Consider the following 19,738-nt stretch of genomic DNA (forward strand, 5'->3'; position numbering starts at 1 on the left):
AGCAGAAAGCAGAAAGCAAAAAACAGATAATAAAATGCTTTAGGCTTTGTGCCTTTAGCTTTAAACATATAGCAATGATCAAAAACTATTTAAAAATAGCATGGCGTAACATCGTCAAAAACAAGGCACATACATTTATTAATGTAGCGGGGCTTTCGGTTGGTATGGCGGTGGCCATGCTTATCGGGCTGTGGATATGGGATGAACTATCCTTTGACAAGTATCACCAAAATTACGATCATGTGGCCCAGGTGATGACCACCCAAACGGCCAACGGCGAGACCATAACTTTCGGGTCGACCGTGGTGCCGCTTAGTGCAGAACTGCGAACCAAATACAGCAGTGATTTTAAATTAACGGCCCTTACCTGGGAGAGTACACATATACTGGCTGTTGGCGATAAAAAGATCTCCCAAAACGGCATGTGGGCCGAGCCTGGTCTGCCTTCTATACTTTCATTAAAAATGATAAAAGGTAGTTACGCCAACTTTAAGGATCCTTCATCTTTTGTACTGTCACAATCTGTAGCTATCGCCCTTTTTGGCAACGCCGACCCCATAAATAAGGTAGTACGGATTGATAACAAAACCGATATGAAGGTAGCCGGAGTTTACCAGGATCTGCCTTATAATACCAGCTTTTATCCAACTAAATTTATGCTGCCCTGGAGCAGCCCCGCAAACTGGTGGAACACGCAAAGCGGTGCGTGGGATAACCATGGCTGCCATTTATTCGCACTGATGAACGCACAAACCGACTTTGATAAAGTATCAGCCAAAATCAGGAACATTACCAAGCCGCATTTTAAGACAAATGACGAGGTGATGCAAATACAACCCATGGCCAAATGGCACCTGTACAGCGATTTTAAAAACGGCAAATCAGTTGGCGGCCGCATTGAGTTGGTATGGCTGTTCGGCATCATCGGTATGTTTGTATTGCTGCTGGCCTGTATCAATTTTATGAACCTAAGCACCGCCCGCAGCGAAAAACGCGCGAAAGAAGTGGGCATCCGTAAAGCGATAGGTTCCGTACGCTCGCAACTGATAAAACAGTTTTTGAGCGAATCGCTGATGTTTGCATTTTTGGCTTTGACAGTTACGCTTATAATGGTTTTGGTGGCCCTGCCGTATTTTAATAACATTGCCGATAAGCAAATTTCGCTGCCGTTTACTAATGCCTGGTTCTGGGTAGCCGCTTTGAGCTTCACATTTTTTACCGGAATCATAGCAGGTAGTTATCCGGCATTTTATCTTTCGGCCTTTGAGCCAATTAAAGTATTAAAAGGGACTTTCCGTGTTGGGCGTTTTGCTTCGCTGCCGCGTAGGGTTTTGGTGGTGGTCCAGTTCACGGTATCTATTGTGCTCATTATCGGCACCATTATCGTTTTCAGGCAAATTCAGTTTGCGCGCAGCAGGCCCATCGGTTATACCCGCGAGGGGCTAATTACGATTGACATGAATACCCCCGAAATTTATGGCCATTATGAAGCCATGCGGAGCGACCTGATTCAAACTGGTGCAGTGGCCGATATGACAGAATCAAACAGTTCAACAACGCAGGTATGGGCAAACAATAATGGCTTCGACTGGGCTGGAAAAGCCCCTGGTTTCGACCCGCTATTCGGTAATATAGCCGTAACTTATGATTATGGTAAAACCGTTGGTTGGAAGATAATTGAAGGCCGCGATTTTTCGAGAAGCTTCCCTACAGATACCGGGGCGTTTATATTAAATGAATCGGCGGTAAAACTAAGCGGACTTAAAAACCCTGTTGGTAAAATTATGCATTGGGCAGGTAAAAATCACGTTATAACAGGTGTGGTAAAAGATATGGTAATGGAGTCGCCATACAAACCTACCATCGCTACCGTTTTTCATATGGACCCCGGTTGGGTTAACCTGATTACCCTGCGCGTAAACCCTAAAGTACCAATGCGCGAAGCCTTGGGTAAAATTGATCTCGTATTTAAAAAATACAATCCCGGCAGCCCCTTTCAGTTTAAATTTAATGACGATGAATACGCCCACAAATTTAGCGATGAGCAGCGCATTGGTAACCTGGCTACCGTATTTGCTGTGCTGGCTATCTTTATCAGCTGCCTTGGCTTGTTTGGCCTGGCATCGTTTGTTGCCGAACAACGGGTGAAAGAGATTGGCGTACGCAAAGTGCTTGGCGCATCGGTGGCAAACCTGTGGCGATTACTATCAACCGAGTTTGTGGTGCTGGTAATTATATCATTACTTATTGCAATCCCTGTGGCTTATTATTTTATGAATGGCTGGCTTCATCAATACCAGTACCGGTCGCCAATAACCTGGTGGATATTTGCACTATCGGGTACAGGGGCTATTGCCATTACATTAATTACAGTAAGTTTCCAGGCCATCAAAGCAGCACTGACGAACCCGGTTAAAAGCCTGAGATCGGAGTAGGTTAGTCATTGGTCATTTCGCTGCGCTGTCATTAGTCATTGAAAAAAGGTTAAAATTAAAAACGTATTACGTACAACTTAAAACGTACAACATGTTCAAGAATTATATCAAAATTGCCTGGCGCAACCTTATTAAAAATAAGGCGCACACTTTTATCAACGTTACCGGGTTGTCGGTTGGTATGGCGGTAGCTGTGCTGATAGGGCTTTGGATCTGGAACGAATTATCCTATGATAAGTATCATAATAACTACGATCGTATTGTACGGGTAATGCAGCACCAAACCTTTAACGGCGAAGTTGGGACACAAAACTCTATTCCCCTGCCACTGGGTTATAAGTTAAGGGATGAATATAAAAGCGACTTTAAATACGTGGTGCTCTCTACCTGGAATTTTAAGCATATAATTGCATCGGGGGACAAAAAATTATCCTACGCGGGCTCCTATATGCAGGCCGAAGCACCTGACCTGCTTACCCTTAAAATGCTGAAGGGGACGCGGTCGGCATTAAAAGATCAATCCTCTATCATGCTTTCGGTATCCCTGGCCAAAGCCATTTTTGGCAATGCCGACCCCATGTTTAAGCCTATAAAAATAGATAATAAATGGAACGTAAAGGTGACAGGGGTGTATGAGGATTTGCCCCATAATACCAGCTTTAAAGAACTTGGCTTTATTGCACCGTGGGACTTGTTTATGACAACCCAGCCTTACCTGAAACAGGCGCGCACAACCTGGGGCAATAACTCCTGGCAATTGTTTGCCCAACTACAACCCAATGCCGATCCGGACAGGGTATCTGCCAAAATAAAAAACCTGAAAATGGAGGGGTTAAAGCTTAATAACGACAAAATTGGCTTAACCTTTAAGGCCGCTATTTTTCTACATCCCATGAGTAAATGGCACTTATACTCGGAGTTTAAAAACGGTATCAATACAGGCGGCGATATTAAATTTGTTTGGATGTTTGGCCTTATCGGCGTGTTTGTACTGCTGCTGGCTTGTATTAATTTCATGAACCTGAGCACCGCCCGCAGCGAGAAACGCGCCAAAGAAGTAGGCATCCGCAAAACAGTTGGTTCGCTACGTAGCCAGCTCATTGGGCAGTTTTTTATGGAATCGATGCTGATAACCATTTTCGCCTTCTTCCTGTCGTTAGTTTTAGTGCAGCTGATATTGCCGTGGTTTAACCAGGTTGCCGATAAAACCGTTACTATACTATGGTTTAATCCCCTGTTCTGGATTATGGGTATTGGCTTTAGTATTTTTACGGGTATCATAGCAGGCAGCTATCCGGCGTTTTACCTGTCGTCATTCCAGCCGGTAAAAGTGCTAAAGGGCACCTTCAAGGCGGGCCGCTTTGCTGCCCTGCCGCGTAAAATATTAGTAGTATTACAGTTCACTGTTTCGGTTACCCTCATTATCGGCACCATCATTGTTTTCAGGCAAGTGCAGTATACCAAGAACCGGCCGGTAGGCTATGACCGTACCGGGCTGATCCAGGTTGATATGCGTACCGACGAGATCCATAATCATTTTGATGCGGTACGCAACGATCTCATCCAATCGGGCGCCATCGTTGACATGTCTGAATCTGACAGCCCACTAACGGATATATACTCTGATAACAGCGGCTTTAAATGGCGCGACAAAGACCCAACTCTCCAGGATGATTTTGGCACGATATCCATAAGCGCAGAATTTGGCAAAACCGCCCAGTGGAAAGTATTGGATGGTCGCGATTTTGACAAAAACAACGTAGCCGATTCATCGGCCATGGTGGTAAATGAGGCAGCAGTTAAATTTATGCATTTAAAAAATCCGGTAGGCGAAACGCTGGAATGGTATAAAAAATTCCAGATCATTGGTGTAGTAAAGGACATGGTGATGTCATCGCCTTACGAGCCAATACAGCCAACCGTTTTCTATCTTACAAAAAACAGCGGCGGCCTCATTAATATCCGCATTAACCCTAAAGTGAGCCCGCATGAAACGCTGGGTAAAATCGAGGCCGCCTGGAAACAATATGCCCCCGGCAGCCCCTTTGAATACAAATTCACCGACGAAGAATATGCACAAAAATTTGCCAACGAAGAGCGTGTGGGCAAACTGGCCGGTTTCTTTACCCTGCTGGCCATCTTTATCAGCTGTATGGGGTTGTTCGGTATGGCATCATTTATGGCCGAGCAGCGCACCAAAGAAATTGGCGTACGCAAGGTATTAGGGGCATCAGTATTTGGCCTGTGGCGCCTAATGTCGATAGATTTTGTAGTGCTGGTTTCTATATCATTACTAATAGCTATACCAACCGCTTACTACTTTATGCAAGGCTGGATAAAGGATTACAAATACCACGCCGAACTTTCCTGGTGGATTTTTGGGGCCACGGCTATCGGTTCTATCACAATTACCCTGCTCACTGTTAGCTACCAAAGTATTAAAGCCGCGTTGATGAACCCGGTAAAAAGCCTTCGGTCGGAATAGAGGCAAGACGGAATTAGTCATTGGTCATTTCGCTACGCTGTCATTAATAAAATAAAAACGTATCACATACAACTTAAAACGTACAACATGTTCAAGAATTATATCAAAATCGCCTGGCGAAACCTTACGCGTAACAGGGCGCATACTTTTATTAATATAACCGGCCTATCGGTGGGTATGGCAGTAGCTATGCTTATTGGCTTGTGGATATGGGACGAGCTGTCATACGACAAGTATTTTAAAAACTACGACCGGCTGGTACAGGTTATGCAGCATCAAACCTTTAATGGTAACGTAGGCACACAATCTGATATACCTATGCCATTGGGTTACAAACTGCGGGGTGACTATCAGAATGATTTTAAGTATGTGGTGCTATCAACCTGGACATACGCACACATCATAGCATTCGGTGATAAAAAACTAACCCAACAGGGAAATTATATGCAGGCCGAAGCACCCGACCTGTTCAGTTTAAAAATGATTAAAGGCACACGATCCGGTCTAAAAGATCCATCGTCTATCATTCTATCTGCATCGCTGGCTAAAGCACTTTTTGGCGACACTGATCCCATGTTTAAAGCCTTAAAGATCGACAATAAATGGAACGTTAAGGTTACCGGCGTTTACGAAGATTTGCCGCATAATAACAGCTTAGCTGAAGTGGCATTTATTGCACCGTGGGATTTATACATGACTACTCATGTAAAAACAAACATTACACAATGGGGTAATAATTCATGGCAGCTATTTGCACAGCTAAGCCCCAATGCAGATATAAACAAGGTATCGGCCAGGATAAAAGATTTGAAACTAAATGCTTTTGCCGCTGAGGGTAATAAGCTGGGTTTATCTTTTAAGCCAACTGTGTTTTTGCACCCGATAAGCAAATGGCATTTATATTCGGAGTTTAAAAATGGTATTAATACCGGCGGGGCTGTACAATTTGTATGGATGTTTGGTATTATTGGCGTATTTGTATTGCTGCTGGCTTGTATCAATTTCATGAACCTAAGCACAGCCCGGTCAGAAAAACGGGCCAAAGAAGTAGGTATACGCAAAACGGTAGGATCGTTGCGAGGCCAGCTTATTGGTCAGTTTTTGGTTGAGTCGGTGCTGATCTCGGCCTTTGCCTTCCTATTTTCCATACTTCTTGTACAGCTTATTTTACCCTGGTTTAACCAGGTAGCCAATAAAACCATGCAGGTATTATGGGCCAACCCGATGTTTTGGATATTGGGAATTGGTTTTAGCCTCATAACAGGGCTCATAGCTGGTAGCTATCCTGCTTTTTACCTGTCGTCATTTAAGCCGGTGAAAGTTTTAAAAGGAACATTTAAGGCCGGGCGAATGGCTGCATTACCCCGTAAAGTACTGGTGGTTTTACAGTTTACGGTTTCCGTTACTTTAATCATAGGTACTATTATTGTTTTCAGACAGGTGCAATTCACCAAGAACAGGCCAATAGGTTATGATCGCACCGGTCTTATACAGATAGAAATGAAAACGGATGCTATTCATCAGCACTTTACGGCAGTAAGGAATGACCTGTTGCAGTCGGGAGCAATAGTTGAAATGGCCGAGTCTGATAGTCCGTTAACTGGGGTATATTCCAATAATAGTGGCCTTACCTGGCGAGATAAGGACCCCAATTTACAGGATGATTTTGGCACTATTGCGGTGGGCCCCGAATTTGGAAAAACGGCTGGCTGGAAACTTACCGACGGACGCGATTTTTCAAGGGATATTTTAACAGATTCATCGGGAATAGTATTGAACGAAGCCGCCGTAAAGTTCATGAACTTTAAACACCCGGTTGGCGAAACCATTAAATGGTACAAAACTTTTAAAGTTATAGGCGTAGTGAAGGATATGGTTATGTCATCACCCTATGAGCCTGTAAAACCAACTATATTTTATATGGTTCCGTATGCTCCCGGGATAGTTGATATCAGGCTGAACACCGGCAAAAGCGCCAGCGAAGCATTACGTAAAATTGAAGCTGTATTTAAACAATATGACCCGGCCAGCCCTTTCGATTATAAATTCACAGATGATCAATATGCTCAAAAGTTTGCCAACGAGGAGCGGATAGGTAAGCTGGCTGGTTTCTTTACCCTGTTGGCTATTTTCATTAGTTGTATGGGCCTGTTTGGTATGGCATCATTTATGGCCGAGCAACGCACTAAAGAAATTGGCGTGCGCAAAGTATTGGGTGCCTCAGTATTTGGCTTGTGGCGCTTAATGTCGATAGATTTCGTGGTGCTTGTTTCTATATCATTACTTATAGCTATACCAACTGCCTACTACTTTATGCAAGGCTGGATAAAGGATTACAAATACCACGCCGAACTTTCCTGGTGGATTTTTGGGGCCACGGCTATTGGTTCTATCACAATTACCCTGCTTACTGTAAGCTACCAAAGTATTAAGGCTGCGTTGATGAACCCGGTGAAGAGCCTTCGGTCGGAATAGGATTGCCCATTGGTTCACTGGTTCATTAGTTCATTGGCCAGGATGGAGAATTTAGAGTCCTACCCGCTATATTTTAACAAACAAGGAGCCTTGCAGCTCCTTGTTTGTTATGTGTTACACACCGGCTTTTACATCCTGCATGTTATAATGTTTTAGTACATCATCGGGTACACCGGTCCATTTGTTTATGTTATTGCCGGCAAAGCCAATATCATCAATACCCATTTTGGTAGTATAAAAACCCGATGCGGTTAAATCGCGCATGCGGTTAAAAAAGGCCACGCCCTGGGCCATTTCCGGTTTGGCTTTGGCGGGGTAGGCTATCATATCTACCAGCTCTATCTGCTGAGCATGGCTGCAGTCGGTAAATACTTTGCCAAAGCGGTTAAGGCATTGCAAATCCAGCCAGCGCAAACCACCACGCATGGGGGTTTGATGATCAGGTATGTCCTTTACAATAAACTCGATAAAATCCGGAACTTTGGCATCTGATGCACTGCCCGATTTTTCGTCTTTAGGGATAATAATATCACCTAAAACGGTAATGGTTGCCATTTCGGCAGCGGTAAAAAATTTATCAGCATTCAGTTTTTTATCGCGCTCAACCTCAAAAGGCTGGCGGCCGGCTTCGGCTCCAGTGGCTGCCGGGGCCGCTTCTTCTGTTTTTGGGGCACCGGGTTTACAAGCTTCCAGTATTAATCCTGCCGAAAGTGTGGTAAAGCCTAATGCTTTAAGGGAATCACGTCTGTTCATAATATTTTGTTGGATTAACTTGTTAAACGTTTAGTGCTTTTCGTTGCTGTAATATATATTCTGCGGTACGCATGCTCATGGCCAGGATTGTCCAGGTGGCGTTTTTATCGCCCTGCTGAACAAACGGCGCGGCATCAACTACAAACAGGTTTTTACAATCATGAGCCTGGCACCATTTGTTCAGGGCCGATTTTTTAGGATCGTTACCCATACGGATGGTTCCAACTTCGTGAATAATTTTGCCTGGCGCTTCCAGGCCGTAATTGGTTTCCGGGCCTTGAGGCGGACCATAAATTGCGCCGCCCATATTGTGCATAATTTCCTGGAAGGTTTCCTGCATGTGCTTGGCTTGCTTAATCTCGTCATCAGCCCATTTGTAATGGAAACGCAATACCGGGATACCATATTTATCAACCACGTTAGGGTCAATCTCGCAATAGTTATCGTAACGGGCAATAGCAGTACCGCGGCCAGCCATTCCAAACTGTGTGCCATAAAAACGGCGGTAATCGTCTTTTAACGATGCACCGTAGCCACCGGCATCTTTCATTTTACCATCGCGGCCTGGTACGGCACCATTCATATTATGAATACCGCCGCCAAAACCGTATGATGGCATATGCATACCGCCACCATATTCGATGTGATAACCACGCGGAAAATCAAGTTTTTTATTATCAAGCCACCACGGCGAGTAGATGTGTACGCTGCCTACACCATCTTCATTGTAGCGTTTACGATCCATCAGTTCGGGCAGGAAACCGCCGGCACTTGAACCTGTTGAATCATGCAGGTAATGGCCAACAACACCACTGCTGTTTGCCAAACCTCCCGGATGCTGTGCGGATTTGGAGTTAAGCAGGATACGGGCCGATTCGCCGGCGCTGGCGCCAAGGATAACCGTTTTGGCGTTTACCTGGTACTCCTGCAAATCTTCGCGGTTTACGTAGGATACGCCTGTTGCTAATCCTTCTTTGTTGGTTAACACCTCGCGCACCATGGCGTTGGTAATTACTTTTAAGTTGCCGGTTTTAACAGCCGGGATAACCAAACAGGAGGATGCCGAGAAATCGCCATAAACTTTACAACTACGGCCACACTGACCGCAAAAGAAACAAGCACCGCGATCTTTATTACCCGGCAAAGCTTCGGTTAACACCGAACCACGGCCAGGGATAATGGTAACGCCGGCTTTTTTAGCGCCTTTTACAATGTACAATTCATTAAGCCTTGGCTTCGGCGGGGGCAGGTAAATGCCATCGGGCTCGTTTTCCAGGCCTTCTTTGGTGCCGTAAATGCCTATCATGCGGTCAACCTTATCATAGTAAGGTTTTACATCATCGTAAGTTATTGGCCAGTCATCCGTAAGACCATCTTTAGCCTGGAAATCCTTTGGCCCCATACGTAAAGATATACGGCCCCAGTGATTGGTACGGCCGCCCAGCATCCGCGAGCGGAACCAGAAAAATTCAGTTTTATCTTTAGTAGTATAAGGCTCGCCATCAATTTGCCAGCCACCAAAAGCGGCGTCAAAATCGCCAAAAGGGCGTGTTGTTCCGGCACCACGGCGCGGCGACTCCCAGGGCCATTTTAACTGGGCCGAGTCTTTTTGCGGATCGAAGTAAGCACCGGCTTCCAGCATCAGCACTTTGATGCCGGCATTGGCCAATACGTAACCGGCCATACCGCCACCTGCACCCGAACCAACAATTACTACATCATAAGTTTCAGATGATTTTTTAATTTGTAGATCGCTCATATTATCTCAAAAATATCCTTTGTTTTAAAACAGGAAAAATGCACGCCCGGCATGCATTGGTTAAATTGGATTATCGGTATAAATATATTGAACGCTATAGGTAAAATATACTTTGTAAAAAAATTATAGTTGCTTAATCGATATTTTGCGGAACGACACCACGTGCCCATGATCCTGCAAAGCGATGTGGCCTTTTGGATATGCTGCAAAATCGGCCCAGGTTTTAAATTTGCTGTTGGCAAGCAATGTTTTCCATTCTTCGCTGCCCATTTGTACATCAACTATTTGGGTACCGTTGAGCCAAAAAGTAAGATGCCCATCTTTTTTACGTAATTTTACTTTGTTCCACTCGCCTGCAGGTTTTGCAACATCTGCTGATGGTGCTTTCATATCGTACAACGAGCCGGCAAGGTGGTTGGCTTTTTTATTGTCGCTGGCATCTTTATTATCTAAAACCTGCATTTCGATACCGGTTTGATAAGTGGCTTCAAATTTAGGATCTTCATGTACGCCAAAAATAATACCGCTGTTACCTTCCTTAGTAATGTTCCACTCCAGTGTCAGTTCATAATTTCCGTACTCGTCATTGGTAACCAGGTCGCCCTGGTCTTCGGCTTTGGGGTCAAGCTGCAGGGTGCCGTCAACAACCTTCCAGGCTTTGGTATCGGTTTTTAAATAGGTGTGCCAGCCGGCCGTTGTTTTACCGTCAAATAACGATTTAGTTTGGGCCGATGCGGCAAAATGCAGGGCAGAAACAGCCATCAGGCTTAGTAAGATCTTTTTCATCGATAGTGTTTTATAATTTAACTGGAGATATAGTACCGTTTGGATGGCTAAATATATCTGCTTTTTGTTAATGCTAAAACGATTATCGGAAAAATAAATTACAAACAGCCGTGAAGGGTGTGTAAAAATGTGGATATACAGTAAGCCGAAGGCTGAAAGCAAAAAGCTGGGGAGGCTTTTTTGCCTTTTGTTCAAAACTTATTCAAGGTGCTATAAAAGCGAAAGGCAAAAAGCTTAAGGTCGAAAACAAGTAACGTTTTTTGCTTTCGGCCTTAAGCTTTTTGCTTTCAGCCTTATTCAGCGTGTTTATGAAAGCCAAATGATAAATTGGCGGCAATACCAATCATGCCGTAACCATAGCTATCCTGGAAGCTTTGATTATAGTCGTCCTGACCGCGGTAACCTGCGCCAACCATAAAGGCTGTTCCCTGCATAAACGGAAACGAGTAGTAATATTTGAGGCTCACGTTCAGTCGTTTTTTCACATCAAAAGTCGAGTAGTTATCGTACTTGTCGGCTATGTAGGTAAAATCAAATTGAATACGCTGCCAGTTTTCGTACGTTTTACGGCCCTGTTCCAACGGATCGTCGTAAGCCTTTACAAAGTTGTACATACGGCTGCCATTAATACGTACAAAGCCATAGTGATCTTTTAAACCCTGCGAAAGGCCAAGGTTGAATAATCCGGCGTGCACCTCCAATGCTATATTATCGTAACGGTTAATGGTAAGCCCAGGCTTGTCAACCCGCTTGCCTGTATAATAGGTAAGGGTGTAAAAGTTGGTAGTAAACTTGCCGCTATCAACATTAAAGGTACCATCCTTATTTAGCGATGGCCCCCTAACGCCGTTGGAATGGTGCGAGTAGCCTAACGATAAAAATTTTGGCCTGTAAGTATCTTCATTTAGCCTGTAAAACACATTGGCGTTGGGCATATAACTGGGCGACTTTACAGGTGCATCGCGCGTATTCAGCAAACGGATTTTAACCCTTGAGGTAAACTCAAAAAAGAAACGAGACTTTGGCGTACTAAACAGGATAAAATTTGGCGAAAGATCGGCGACCAACTGTGTTTTATCCGGTTGAAAATATTCATTACCGGCCAGCGAAAGCCGCATATTTTCTTCAAAAATATTATCAAACGCGTGGTTTATAATATGGTGCGATAAACGTAGTGAATCGGCTCGGCTGGTATCATTGCTTAATGTAACAGCCCCGGTTGTCAGGCTTTGAAAAAATACGAATACAAGGGCGAAAATGATTTTTAAAGAAGCCCGTTTAAATTTATGTTGACAGGTTGAAGCAGCTTTACTGGCTGACACCTTAATAAGTGTAAAATTGTTCAATGGAGTAGTACTTTTGAATAGACCGATATAAAATTTAATAAAATGAGGCTTAACTAATGTGATGCATCCTATAGTTAAATATCATGCCGCAATATTAATTATTAATCATTTTTGGGTAAACGGGCCTCTGTCAGGAAAGGGTAAAGCTTGGCCAAAATGCCCTTTTAAGCGTAAATACGGCATATTACTGTTTCCGGTTTTTACAGTAGCATTACAGTTGAAGGTTGATTTTGGATAATGAAATTGGCAAAAAAGCCGTTTAGACATCTAATTTCCGTTGAAAAGACTCACGATATTTCGTCAATTAACCACATTTTATCGTAAATCAGCACTGCTTTAATCCGGAGATGAACTTTACAACAGCAGTTCACCTTGTATAACCCCTTAAATTGTTGATAGATATAATTTAAAATCCATTTGCTTTTAATCGGGAATTGTTATATTTGGATATAAGCCAATCCCTAATTTTAACCTGAGTATCATGATAAAAGTTTCGAACATACTGGCCCGTAAGGGTGGCGGTGCTATCAGCATTGATGCCGATACATCTGTTTTGGAAGCATTGGAACTGATGGCCTCTAAAAACATCGGCTCGGTGGTGATAACCGAAGACGGCGAATACCTTGGCCTGCTCACCGAGCGCGATTACGCCCGCAAAGTGATCCTGAAAGGCAAATCATCGCATGAAACCCTGGTGCGCGAAATCATGAGCACCGGCCTGCCCCGCATAGTACCCGAAAACTCCATTGAAACCTGCATGCATATCATGAGCGAAAGCAATATCCGCTACCTGCCCGTGTTTAAGGACGATACCCTGATCGGCATCATCTCCAGTAACGATTTGGTGAAGGAAACCATCCTATCTCAGCAGGAAACTATTGAGCAGCTGAGGGGGTATATACATTCCTGATTGCGGAATTGGGATTTTCGATTTCGGAATTTATTCAATTATTACCACCATTGGTATTCTGTCCATAACAATTGTGCGGCAGGCATTCGCCTTGTGCTAATCGATTTACTATAAACCTCTATATCCAATTAAATTTTCATACCTTGCATAATTTACTTATAAGATATAGTGAATTTTCAGGATTTTAATTTCAACGAGCAATTATTTGAAGGCATAGAGAGTATGGGTTTTACCACCCCTACCCCCATACAGGAAATGGCTATCCCCGCAATTATGCAGGGTAAAGACCTTATTGCCTGCGCCCAAACTGGTACCGGTAAAACCGGCGCCTACTTATTGCCAACCCTCAATCATATTACCGGTACGGCCAAACACCAAACCAGCGTGCTTATTTTGGCACCAACCCGCGAGCTTGCCCAACAGATAGACCAACAGGTAGAAGGCCTGGCCTATTTTACCGGCGTTAGCTCCATAGCTATATTTGGCGGTGGCGATGGCATGGCTTACGAGCAGCAACGCCGCGGCATCCAAAACAATGTAAACATTATTATTGCAACGCCGGGCCGCCTTATTGCGCACCTTACATCGGGCGTACTAAAGCTTAACCACTTAACCCACCTGATATTGGATGAGGCCGACCGCATGTTGGACATGGGCTTTAGCGACGACATCATGAAAATCATCAGCTACCTGCCTAAAGAAAGGCAAACGCTGTTGTTTTCGGCCACCATGCCGGGGCGCATCCGTTCATTGGCTAAGGCTATTTTGAAAGATCCGGAGCAGATTAATATTGCCATTTCGCAGCCTGCCGTAGGTATCGATCAGCAAATCTACCGGATGCACGATCAGCAAAAAACGCCCTTGCTGCAATTGATCCTGCGCGATGCCGCTTATACCAGCACCATCATCTTCGCATCCCGCAAGGAGATTGTAAAATCGTTATACAAAGAATTAAAAGCAGCCAAAATAAACGCCATGGCCTTCCACTCCGATTTGGAGCAAAAAGAGCGTGAAGAGATCCTGCTGAAATTCAAAAACAGGCAGTTGCCGGTTATTATTGGTACCGATGCCCTTTCGCGTGGTATTGATGTAGAAGGTATCGACCTGGTGGTTAACTACGATGTTCCGGGCGACCCAGAAGATTATATCCACCGCATTGGCCGTACCGCACGCGCCGCCACAACCGGCACCGCCATCACCTTTGTAAACCACCGCGACGAGCGTAAACTAAAAAACATTGAGCAATTAATGGACCGCGCTATCCGCGTAGTTGGCCTGCCCGATGAATTAGCCTCCATACAACCGGCGCCACAATCGGCCCAATCTGACGATAAACGAAACCCCAAAAGGCCAAACAGGCGTTTTAACAAAAACAAACCGAAGCCTAAGAATAACAGTTAAGTCGAAAGTCTGAAGTCCCAAGTCAGAAGTCTTAACTTTCGACTTTGGACTTTCGACCTCGGACTTGGGACTTCAGACTTAGACTTATGGATCCAGCGGCTCAAGCGGATTTATTTGTAGCGATGCGATATTGGGGTAAAACTCCTGCTCGGTATTTGATAACCGCCTGCCAAGGGAATAGGGCATATAACCAAGGTCGGCCATGCAGCGCTTATCCATGTACGAAATATAATAGCTCTGTATTTTATTGGTCGACGTTATAAAGGGTTTATTAAAAGGCATCCCGTACCTGAATATCAGGCGTGCGCAATTGCGCAGGTTGGTGGTGGTATGGCGTGCCTGGGGTTCAATAAAAATGGCGTTTTCGGGAATTTTCAGCTGGTTAACCAGGAATTTTTTCATTTCCTCGGCCTCGGCAAACCTGGTTTTAAAAGGGTGTACCCTGCCACCCGATACCATAATGAACGGCGTTAAACCCTGGGCAAATTTTAAGGCGGCTATTTTGCAGCGCTCAATACTTCCCTTACTTATGGATACCCCCGGCTTATCGGGCCCTTCGCCGGGCACCAGTATCAAGGTGTATTGATATTTTTTCCAGTTGATGGTTTTTAGCCGGTTGTAAGCCGCTTTGTTAGCCTTTTGTTCCAGCGGTTCGTCGTTGGCGGCATCGTTGCGGCCGTTAACATCCAAACTATGCAGGGCATAATTAAGTGATGGTAAATAAAAAAGCTTTGTGGCGCCACATTGCTTCAGGATGGATTTGGCCCCATCGGCAACTAATTGGGGATAAGTATTGCGGTATACATTAAAGTTGATAGAATCAACATCCGGAAAGTTGGGCTTTTTACCTTCGGCATAAATCTCAATGGTATGGTTTATGGCCAGGGCATCCTGTTCCCAGGCCTTTACCAGCATTGCGGCCGGCGCCAGCGAATCGTATTTGATATAACAGCCAGAAGGGATTAAATGGCTTTTAACCAGCAGGCCCAACGCATTATTAGGTTTGTATAAAGCAAAAAGCCTGTCGCCGGCCGTTTTTATTTCCTGCTCCGAAAATTTTAACGGTTGTATAATGCTACGAAAACCTTTATTCGCCTTTAACGAATCCTGTATATTTTTAAGCTTAGCCTGTACCATGCGTACCAAAACAGCATCGCTGCCAATAAGCTTAGTGGCCGGTGCGTAGTTTTGGAGCAAGTTTAGCAGGTAATAATTTTTGATCTCGGTATAGTTTTTCCCAACCAGCCGGTATTGCTGACTGGCATTTTGGGCATTAACATGCGGTGAGTAAACGCTTATAAAAAGGATTAGCAGAAATTTCTTCATACAAGATACAGCGAAACAAGGTTTCGGATTAAAATTAGATAAACAAAGTGTTAATCAATAAAATAGTCCGTTTGTTTTAGCTCGAATAAAAAATGCCTGCAATATGGCGATTGCCGGCACTGGTGGTGTGGCTAATAAAGATGGGGTTGAAACTATGTTATTCAAATATTATGTCATTTTTTTGATTCCCTCCCTTGGGAGGGCGCGCGTTAGGTATGAGCGCAAAGGCAGGGAGGGGTTATTTGAGCGACCTATCATAGACCTACTTGAACGCCTGATTTAACCCCTACCTTCCCTTCCCCAAGGAAGGAATCACACATCCCTTTGCTCTTTTATTTTTCCCTCTCTCCTTATTTTATATTCAGCGTGAGCGTGGTATAATAAAAGCCGCCAATAGCCGGGCCGCCTAAAAACGAATAGTAATATTGATTGGTAAGGTTACTGGCCCCAATTTTAACATTAAGGCCTGTTTTCACAAAATCGTAATTAACCTGGGCATCAATAGTACCGTATGATGCTACATTGCCATTAACCAAAAACGATTGCCAGTAAAAACCGCTTTGCCATTTATAGGTGGCATTAAAGCCAAAATTGCCTATCACATGGTTGCCGCCAAAAGAGTAATTGGCGATCCATTGCGGCGTGTTAAAACCATCTTCAAGTGCATCCTCGTTAGCGGTGCGCTGTAGTTTGGCGTATGACACATTACCCGTTAAAATATATTTTTGCCACAGGCGATAGGATAGCCCCAGGCTGCCGCCAATGTTATAAACTACGCTTTGCGAGTTTGTCCACACCCGGTAGCGGGCTTGTTTGGTTTTATCGTTCAGGTAGTAAGGGATAGAATCTGGTTTGGTGGTTCCGGGTACGTTTAGTTCAATCTGCCCTATAAAATTATTGTAGCGGTTGTAGTAAAAATCAGCATCAACACTCAAATCACCATTAAAAAACAACGACTTATAACCAGCCTCAAACGAGTTGATATGCTCGGGTTGCAGGTAGGTATAGGTATTCTTTTTAAGCAAGCCTTTTTCTTTTTCGATGGCGGCGCTGGTTGACATTCCCGCGTTAAAATCATTTTTAACCGCCGCCTGGAAAGCATCTATCGAGGTACGCACATAGGAGTTTTCAAAAACGCCGTTTGATACAACCCGCAAGCCACCAACCCGTTTTACGCCACCGCTGTTCACATTACTAAATGCTTCAAAAATGCTTGGGAAACGATAACCGCTCTGGAACGATACCCTGAAGTTTTGCTCTGGTACCGGCGAAAATACTGCAGTAAAACGTGGGTTCAGTTTCAGGCTAAAGTAGTCGTTTTTATCAGCACGCAGGGTGGCCGACAGCTTTAACTCGTCATCAAAAAGTGATTTGGCAACCTGCACAAAGCCACCGGTTTTACTGTAATCAAGATTGCTGTATTCCTGCCCTTTTACATAATTAATAAAGTAGTTACCATCCGGGTGGATGATGTAGGTACGATGATCAAAGCCGGCCATCAGATCAAGGCCTGTTTGTTTTTTAAATGTTGATGAAATAGCGTTCGAGATATCTACCTGGCCTTCAGCATGCCACATATCATCCTTAACCCGCAGTGCCGCACCTACATCCCAGTTATTGATATCGGCCAGTTTATCAAGCGTAGCTTTAAATGCAGCGGTTCCGGGCTGGTAGCGGCCGGCATCAGCCAACTGCCGTGCCTGTTGTAAAGCCTGTGGTACGGTAGCGCCTGCAGATGTGGCCGTATTAAAACCTTTGGTAAAATCGGCATACCAGGTATTATCATCTTTATAATTACGGTCGATATTTTCGCCAGCCGAACGCAGGTTGTATGATTTGCCGGTATTTTCGTTGGTCCAGTAGGCCCGTACCTGGTAAATATTGTTCTTCAGTTCAAGCGCGTGTTGCTGCAAAACATAACCTGAAAGTCTGAAACGGTTGGCACGCTGGTAAATATTATCCAGATCGGCAAAGCGGTAGGTGTAAGTTAAGCGGGTATTATCATTAATCTTATAAGCCAGGCCAACATCAACCTTTACGTTGTGCAGGTTGTAGCTGGTTACATCCTTTTCTGCATAACCGGTACGGGCAATGGAATATTGTTTACCGCCAAGTGTTACGGTTTTCCTGTCAGATGATTCATTACCATAGCCATTCACCGGATCGTAACCAGGGTTATCGGGACCGCCGGCAATACCTAATTTAGTGTTGGCAGTAGTATTCAAATCAGTGCGGCTATCGGCAATCCAATCGTACCCGGTGGTATAGGTGCCGTTTATTTTAAAGGCGAACTTTTTGGAGATAGCCCTGGCCAGCCTGAAACTGGTTTCGGAAAACAGCTTTGCAGATGTCTCCGAATCACCAAGATGATTAATACCTGTTTTTTGCTGAATGCTGATGCCCTGGCTGGTAAAAGGATCTTTGGTGATAAAATTGGCCAGCCCGTTGATGGCGTTTAAGCCATATAAAGCCGATGCTGTGCCGGGGATAATTTCCACACTTTCAATATCCAGATCGCTTGGGCCCATCGCGTCGCCAATTGGGGCGCCAATGTGGGGGGCCTGGTTATCTACTCCATCAACCAGTTGGGTAAAACGCACGTTGGTGGTATTGGCAAAACCACGGGTATTGATGATTCTGAAGCCAAGGCTGGGGGTTATCAGCTGTACACCTTTCACATTTTCCAGCGCGTCAAAAAATGAGGGTGCGGCAGATCTCCGAAAATCGGCTGCAGTAATTTTTTCGATACTTACCGGTGACCGTAAAATACTTTCACTAATGCGCGATGCGGATACCACTACCTCCCCAAGCTCCTGCTTTTTAATTTGTGTAGTATCACTTTTTGGGGCGATAGGGTCTTTCGTCTTTTTGTTGCTTTGGGCAAATACGCTCACGGTAAATAATATCATTAATAATAAAAAGTAGCTTTTTCTCATGCGGTTGATTAAATTTCGATATGCTTTTATTTATATAACGAAAGTAAAAAATAAACCGGTTATGTAAACCGGCGCGCTGATTTATTTTTACTGTTGATTTTATACCTGGATAAGCGGGCTATTTTCCTTCAAAAATTCCTTGAACTTAGCCTGGAACAGCTTAAACTGCTCAATTGCTTTAACTCCTTTTTCGGTAACTTCGGCGCTGCCGCCCCCCTTACCGCCCCGGTGCGAAATAACCACCGGCGAGCCAAAGTGCTCATTCATATAATTTATTATATCCCAGGCTTGCCTGTACGACATTTTCATTTGCAACGCGGCCTGTCTTAATGAGCCTGATTGCTGTATACGCTCCAGCAGCTCAACCCTGCCATGGCCCATTAGCTTTCCGTCGGCAGTTTCAAACCAGATGCGTCCGTTTAAATTTAATTCCTTGTGCATGTTACAAAAAATCAGTGTTGAACATGGTACAAATATATCATAACAAATAATCTTAGCCTCAACTTTTGTACCTGGTGATGCTACATGCTAAAACCTCACAAAAAAAGACGCATGTGATGCGCCTTTACAATTTTTTACAATGCGGAAACGCATTCCTTATGTCCTCGGCCTTTTCGGATTAAAGGCTACCAGGTAATTCAAATCTTCAACCGGCGGGTTACGCTCGTCAATTTTTTGTGGCTCTTTGTTGAACGTTTGATTTAGACGCGTTTTTACGGTATGAAATACCTGTAACAAAATTTCGGGGCCAACTTTGGCGGCGATGGTAGGGTAATAATCTTTTTGGATCCTTATCCTGTCGGTATTGGTTACCATGCTCAACTCCCAGCTGTCTTCGGCCTTAAAGCCAAATTCTTTAGCGGTGTTCAGCAGGTCGTACATGTACATGCGGGTTTCGGTTTCAATAGATTTTTCGGCAGCAACTGTCATATGATTATTTTTACGGTATTGCAGCCCCTTAGGGGCTGGTATTATGTTAAAGCTTAACTATCACCGTATCAGAAAATGGCAACGCCTAAGTTATGTAGTATATTAAGGAAGGAATTGCTGAAAGATAGCTATAATTTACCAGAAAATTGCATTTATTAAATATTAATTAAAAGGCGGGGAAATCAAAGCCCCCTGC

13 protein-coding genes are annotated in these 19,738 nt (G+C 44.2%); 5 read left to right on the top strand and 8 right to left on the bottom strand.

What is annotated here, in order from left to right; genetic code table 11:
* Positions 1 to 74 precede the first annotated feature (74 nt).
* The 3 genes from AC1RM2_RS12300 (at position 75) to AC1RM2_RS12310 (ending at position 7,395) form a co-directional block, all read left to right on the top strand.
* Positions 75 to 2,435: an ABC transporter permease gene (locus AC1RM2_RS12300; protein ID WP_492985375.1), complete on the top strand. Its 2,361-nt coding sequence runs from the start codon at positions 75 to 77 to the stop codon at positions 2,433 to 2,435.
* A 91-nt stretch (positions 2,436 to 2,526) separates the two neighbouring features.
* Positions 2,527 to 4,920, top strand: coding sequence for an ABC transporter permease (locus tag AC1RM2_RS12305; RefSeq protein ID WP_492985376.1), 2,394 nt, complete (start codon positions 2,527 to 2,529; stop codon positions 4,918 to 4,920).
* 87 nt (positions 4,921 to 5,007) lie between these two features.
* Positions 5,008 to 7,395, top strand: a complete 2,388-nt coding sequence (locus AC1RM2_RS12310; RefSeq protein WP_492985377.1) for an ABC transporter permease — start codon at positions 5,008 to 5,010, stop codon at positions 7,393 to 7,395.
* A gap of 114 nt (positions 7,396 to 7,509) precedes the next feature.
* Here the strand turns inward: AC1RM2_RS12310 and AC1RM2_RS12315 are convergent, their stop codons facing one another.
* From AC1RM2_RS12315 to AC1RM2_RS12330, 4 genes are all read right to left on the bottom strand, one after another.
* Positions 7,510 to 8,148, bottom strand: coding sequence for a gluconate 2-dehydrogenase subunit 3 family protein (locus AC1RM2_RS12315; RefSeq protein WP_492985378.1), 639 nt, complete (start codon positions 8,146 to 8,148; stop codon positions 7,510 to 7,512).
* A 22-nt stretch (positions 8,149 to 8,170) separates the two neighbouring features.
* On the bottom strand, positions 8,171 to 9,907 hold the full coding sequence (locus tag AC1RM2_RS12320; protein WP_492985379.1) for a GMC family oxidoreductase: 1,737 nt from the start codon (positions 9,905 to 9,907) through the stop codon (positions 8,171 to 8,173).
* Positions 9,908 to 10,030: 123 nt separating this feature from the next.
* Positions 10,031 to 10,693, bottom strand: a complete 663-nt coding sequence (locus tag AC1RM2_RS12325) for a 3-keto-disaccharide hydrolase (protein WP_492985380.1) — start codon at positions 10,691 to 10,693, stop codon at positions 10,031 to 10,033.
* 293 nt (positions 10,694 to 10,986) lie between these two features.
* A complete protein-coding gene (locus tag AC1RM2_RS12330) occupies positions 10,987 to 12,015 on the bottom strand; it encodes a hypothetical protein (RefSeq protein WP_492985381.1) in 1,029 nt (342 codons plus the stop codon).
* A gap of 505 nt (positions 12,016 to 12,520) precedes the next feature.
* Here AC1RM2_RS12330 and AC1RM2_RS12335 point away from each other — a divergent pair.
* Together AC1RM2_RS12335 and AC1RM2_RS12340 are read left to right on the top strand one after the other, a co-directional pair.
* Positions 12,521 to 12,949: a CBS domain-containing protein gene (locus AC1RM2_RS12335; protein ID WP_477448884.1), complete on the top strand. Its 429-nt coding sequence runs from the start codon at positions 12,521 to 12,523 to the stop codon at positions 12,947 to 12,949.
* A 168-nt stretch (positions 12,950 to 13,117) separates the two neighbouring features.
* Positions 13,118 to 14,350 (top strand): DEAD/DEAH box helicase, encoded by a 1,233-nt coding sequence (locus AC1RM2_RS12340; protein WP_492985382.1) that lies wholly within the window; start codon positions 13,118 to 13,120, stop codon positions 14,348 to 14,350.
* Positions 14,351 to 14,434: 84 nt separating this feature from the next.
* Here the strand turns inward: AC1RM2_RS12340 and AC1RM2_RS12345 are convergent, their stop codons facing one another.
* The 4 genes from AC1RM2_RS12345 to AC1RM2_RS12360 all read right to left on the bottom strand — a co-directional run bounded on the left by AC1RM2_RS12345 (position 14,435) and on the right by AC1RM2_RS12360 (position 19,542).
* The gene (locus AC1RM2_RS12345; protein ID WP_492985383.1) at positions 14,435 to 15,676 is read right to left on the bottom strand and encodes a YdcF family protein; all 1,242 of its coding nucleotides are present in this window, start codon (positions 15,674 to 15,676) and stop codon (positions 14,435 to 14,437) included.
* 350 nt (positions 15,677 to 16,026) lie between these two features.
* Entirely contained in the window at positions 16,027 to 18,612 is a 2,586-nt protein-coding gene (locus tag AC1RM2_RS12350; protein WP_492985384.1) for a TonB-dependent receptor, read from the bottom strand.
* Positions 18,613 to 18,711: 99 nt separating this feature from the next.
* Positions 18,712 to 19,053: a winged helix-turn-helix domain-containing protein gene (locus AC1RM2_RS12355; protein WP_492985385.1), complete on the bottom strand. Its 342-nt coding sequence runs from the start codon at positions 19,051 to 19,053 to the stop codon at positions 18,712 to 18,714.
* A 156-nt stretch (positions 19,054 to 19,209) separates the two neighbouring features.
* A complete protein-coding gene (locus AC1RM2_RS12360) occupies positions 19,210 to 19,542 on the bottom strand; it encodes a hypothetical protein (protein ID WP_492985386.1) in 333 nt (110 codons plus the stop codon).
* Positions 19,543 to 19,738: the final 196 nt, after the last annotated feature.

The organism is Mucilaginibacter sp. GW822-FHT03E02 (assembly GCF_058801545.1).

What these genes read in the sequence shown, in the direction of transcription:
- AC1RM2_RS12315 (WP_492985378.1), bottom strand. Translation starts at nt 8,148, where the DNA reads ATGAACAGACGTGATTCCCTTAAAGCATTAGGCTTTACCACACTTTCG.
- AC1RM2_RS12345 (WP_492985383.1), bottom strand. Translation starts at nt 15,676, where the DNA reads ATGAAGAAATTTCTGCTAATCCTTTTTATAAGCGTTTACTCACCGCAT.
- AC1RM2_RS12305 (WP_492985376.1), top strand. Translation starts at nt 2,527, where the DNA reads ATGTTCAAGAATTATATCAAAATTGCCTGGCGCAACCTTATTAAAAAT.
- AC1RM2_RS12300 (WP_492985375.1), top strand. Translation starts at nt 75, where the DNA reads ATGATCAAAAACTATTTAAAAATAGCATGGCGTAACATCGTCAAAAAC.
- AC1RM2_RS12350 (WP_492985384.1), bottom strand. Translation starts at nt 18,612, where the DNA reads ATGAGAAAAAGCTACTTTTTATTATTAATGATATTATTTACCGTGAGC.
- AC1RM2_RS12310 (WP_492985377.1), top strand. Translation starts at nt 5,008, where the DNA reads ATGTTCAAGAATTATATCAAAATCGCCTGGCGAAACCTTACGCGTAAC.
- AC1RM2_RS12335 (WP_477448884.1), top strand. Translation starts at nt 12,521, where the DNA reads ATGATAAAAGTTTCGAACATACTGGCCCGTAAGGGTGGCGGTGCTATC.
- AC1RM2_RS12325 (WP_492985380.1), bottom strand. Translation starts at nt 10,693, where the DNA reads ATGAAAAAGATCTTACTAAGCCTGATGGCTGTTTCTGCCCTGCATTTT.
- AC1RM2_RS12355 (WP_492985385.1), bottom strand. Translation starts at nt 19,053, where the DNA reads ATGCACAAGGAATTAAATTTAAACGGACGCATCTGGTTTGAAACTGCC.
- AC1RM2_RS12320 (WP_492985379.1), bottom strand. Translation starts at nt 9,907, where the DNA reads ATGAGCGATCTACAAATTAAAAAATCATCTGAAACTTATGATGTAGTA.
- AC1RM2_RS12360 (WP_492985386.1), bottom strand. Translation starts at nt 19,542, where the DNA reads ATGACAGTTGCTGCCGAAAAATCTATTGAAACCGAAACCCGCATGTAC.